At 65.0% G+C, this 2,642-nt stretch carries 5 protein-coding genes; 2 read left to right on the top strand and 3 right to left on the bottom strand.

Annotated features, from left to right (window positions below):
- The first annotated feature begins 209 nt into the window (after positions 1 to 209).
- Together IC50_RS14965 and IC50_RS42480 are read left to right on the top strand one after the other, a co-directional pair.
- Positions 210 to 728 carry a septal ring lytic transglycosylase RlpA family protein gene (locus IC50_RS14965; RefSeq protein WP_035705772.1) on the top strand — a complete coding sequence of 173 codons (519 nt, stop codon included), beginning with the start codon at positions 210 to 212 and terminating at the stop codon, positions 726 to 728.
- A gap of 102 nt (positions 729 to 830) precedes the next feature.
- A complete protein-coding gene (locus IC50_RS42480) occupies positions 831 to 983 on the top strand; it encodes a hypothetical protein (protein WP_193374124.1) in 153 nt (50 codons plus the stop codon).
- Between the two features lie 37 nt (positions 984 to 1,020).
- Here IC50_RS42480 and IC50_RS14970 read toward each other — a convergent pair whose 3' ends face one another.
- The 3 genes from IC50_RS14970 to IC50_RS14980 form a co-directional block, all read right to left on the bottom strand.
- Complete coding sequence (locus tag IC50_RS14970; protein WP_035705776.1) at positions 1,021 to 1,326, bottom strand: hypothetical protein; 306 nt, start codon at positions 1,324 to 1,326, stop codon at positions 1,021 to 1,023.
- An 86-nt stretch (positions 1,327 to 1,412) separates the two neighbouring features.
- The gene (locus IC50_RS14975; RefSeq protein ID WP_035705779.1) at positions 1,413 to 1,685 is read right to left on the bottom strand and encodes a hypothetical protein; all 273 of its coding nucleotides are present in this window, start codon (positions 1,683 to 1,685) and stop codon (positions 1,413 to 1,415) included.
- 129 nt (positions 1,686 to 1,814) lie between these two features.
- The coding region (locus tag IC50_RS14980) for an alpha/beta hydrolase (protein ID WP_157460974.1) at positions 1,815 to 2,642 on the bottom strand (828 nt) is incomplete at its 5' end.

Here is a 2,642-nt window from a genome sequence, read left to right on the forward strand (position 1 = left end):
TCCTCTGCAAAATTCAGATGCGATAGCCCTGCCCGTAAGAACGAGGAGAGGGCGCGAGCCTGACCCTCTCCGTCCCGATTCAGAACGCGCCAGTGTGGTGGAATCGTCACAGCTGATGCGAAACAGCCGCGGCCGCAGAGCCGCTTTTGTTCCGACAAGGTTCTGCCCTCATTGCCCACCGAAATTCCGACCGTTCGGAGGGGCGTACCATGTCTCGCATTGCACGTGCCGAAACTGCCCGGAGTTCCCTCGCAACCTCATGCCGGCTGCTGCTCGCCGCCCTCGGCGCCGCGTCGCTCGCGGCGTGCGCGCAGTCGCCGGTCGGCCGCCAAAAGGCCGACCTTGCCGGCCCCAACCGGCAGGTCGCGGTCGAACGTCCGCACAGGGTTGCGGCGCTGCATCGGCGGCCGATCAGCCGGGTTCGCGTTCCCGTTGGTGACGCAAAGCAAACGGCCTCGCATGGCGTTGCCAGCTTCTATTCGGATACGGAGACCGCGAGCGGCGAGAAATTCGACAAGAACGAATTGACCGCGGCGCATCGCAGCCTGCCGTTCGGGACGAAGCTGCGCGTGACCGATGTGTCCTCCGGCCGCTTCGTGACCGTGAGGGTCAACGATCGCGGGCCCTATGTTCGAGGACGCGTGGTCGACATCTCGCCTTCCGCCGCCGAGGCGCTCGGCATGGTCGACAAGGGCATCACCAATGTCAGGCTCGACGTCGTGCAATAGGTCGAGATTCGCCGGCCCGGAACGCCGCGCTTAACCGCCCGTTAGCGGCTTCTCAAGCACTATGGCTGCCCGCATAAATCGGGGCTTTCGGGGAGGCGGCGCTTGAACACGATTCAGTATCTCGAAGATCAGGCGGCGCGCGCCGAGCGGCTCGCCAAACGGATCACGGATACGCTGACGATCGAAAGGCTCCTGACCTTCGCCGGCGAACGACGCCGCGAGATCGAGGTCATCGCCGGCAAGCGGCGCGCTTGATCCCTTGAAGGCCCTGTGCATTGCTCCGCGCGCGCAGTCAGCTATGGCTCTCGACGAAGTCGCTGAGATAGTCGGGCAGCGTCACGCCGTCGATGTCGCAGCGGGCCCTTATCTCGCCGGCGACATCGGTCGAGATGTCCTTCATCCAATGCTCGAGCGTGTTGAACGAAATCACCCTGACGGGATCGCTGAAGCAGCCGGCGACGAGATCGCTGATCGTGGTTTCGAGATCGCTCCGCTCAACGCGGATTTCGGTCGCCCGGTCGAGGCGATCGATCACCACGAACAGAGTCCGGTCTGCGCCATAGGGCACGACGGGAGATGGTACGCCAGCTTCAAGCATCTGAGGCACTCACGCCTTGGCTTCCGATCGCTGACAACGGGAAAGACCGGATGAAGGTTCCTATGCTGCGTGCCTGCAAAATGCCGTCAGAGAAATTCTCTCAACCGCGATAGCTCGGTGACATGCTCGGGCGAGAGGATCTCCGTCACGAGTGGCGGCTGCGCCATCGTCCGGATCTCATAGAGATGCCGGGTCGCCGCCGGCTTCTTCATGAAGGCCGAGATGCACTCGTCGAGGGTGCCTTCCCTTATCTGGTATGACTCGCAGTCCGGCCGGCGCTGGTTTGCAAGCGACGGCCACTTATGCAGCACCGCAAGCGCACCAAAATCGACCTTTGAATCCGCGGTCGCGCCTCCCATCGCCTCGCCTCACGCAAAAAAAGCCCCAGCACGCGGACTTGCATGCCGGGGCCCACACTCATCGCTGCGTCTCAATGCCATGGTACTCAACGCAACGGCGGGGAAAAGGTTCCCGCCGCCTCGTCGCAATCAGCTCGCCGCCGCCGCGATTCTGTGTCCCGGGCTGGCCTGACCGTTGCCGTGCTCGTCACCGCTGCTGACCTCCGGCGGGAGCCCGGCGAAGCGGCGCAAGGCTTCGGCCATCTGCACTCGGCCAGGCGCCCCGGTGATCACCACATCAACCATGGTGAAGGACGAGTGGAAATGGCCGTGCGCCCTGAGCTGCCCGACCGGGACGCCTGCGGCTTCCATCGCTTCGGCATAGGCGACGCCTTCGTCCCGCAAGGGATCGAACTCGCAGGTCACCACGAAGGCCGGCGGCAGGCCCGCGACCTTGCCGCGCAGCGGTGATACGCGCGGATCGGTACGGTCAGCAGGCGAGCAGTAGAGATCCCAGAACCAGTACATCAGCGAGCGCGTCAGGAAATAGCCGGTCGCATTGTCGTTGTAGGACGGGCGATCGAAGCTGCAGTCCGTGACCGGGCATATCAGGAGCTGGCCCGCGATTTCGGGCCCGCCACGATCGCGCGCGAGCTGGCAGGTGACGGCGGCGATGTTGCCACCGGCGCTCCAGCCCGCGACCAGGACCGGGCCCGGCTTGCCGCCGAGTTCGGCGGCGTGCTCGGCGATCCAGCGCGTTGCCGCATAGCCGTCTTCTGCGGCCGTCGGGAAGCGATGCTCCGGCGCGTGGCGATAACCGACGCTGACGAACATCATGCCGGTCCGCCGCACCATGTCGCGGCAGAACGGCTCGTCCGACTGCTCGTCGCCGAGCACCCAGCCGCCGCCGTGGAAATAGACCACGACCGGATGTGGCCCGGGCGCTGCCGGCTTGTAGACACGATAAGGCAGCGGCCC

The organism is Bradyrhizobium genomosp. I (2014) (assembly GCF_000261685.1).
Taxonomy (GTDB): domain Bacteria; phylum Pseudomonadota; class Alphaproteobacteria; order Rhizobiales; family Xanthobacteraceae; genus Bradyrhizobium.

What these genes read in the sequence shown, in the direction of transcription:
- IC50_RS14965 (WP_035705772.1), top strand. Translation starts at nt 210, where the DNA reads ATGTCTCGCATTGCACGTGCCGAAACTGCCCGGAGTTCCCTCGCAACC.
- IC50_RS14970 (WP_035705776.1), bottom strand. Translation starts at nt 1,326, where the DNA reads ATGCTTGAAGCTGGCGTACCATCTCCCGTCGTGCCCTATGGCGCAGAC.
- IC50_RS14975 (WP_035705779.1), bottom strand. Translation starts at nt 1,685, where the DNA reads ATGGGAGGCGCGACCGCGGATTCAAAGGTCGATTTTGGTGCGCTTGCG.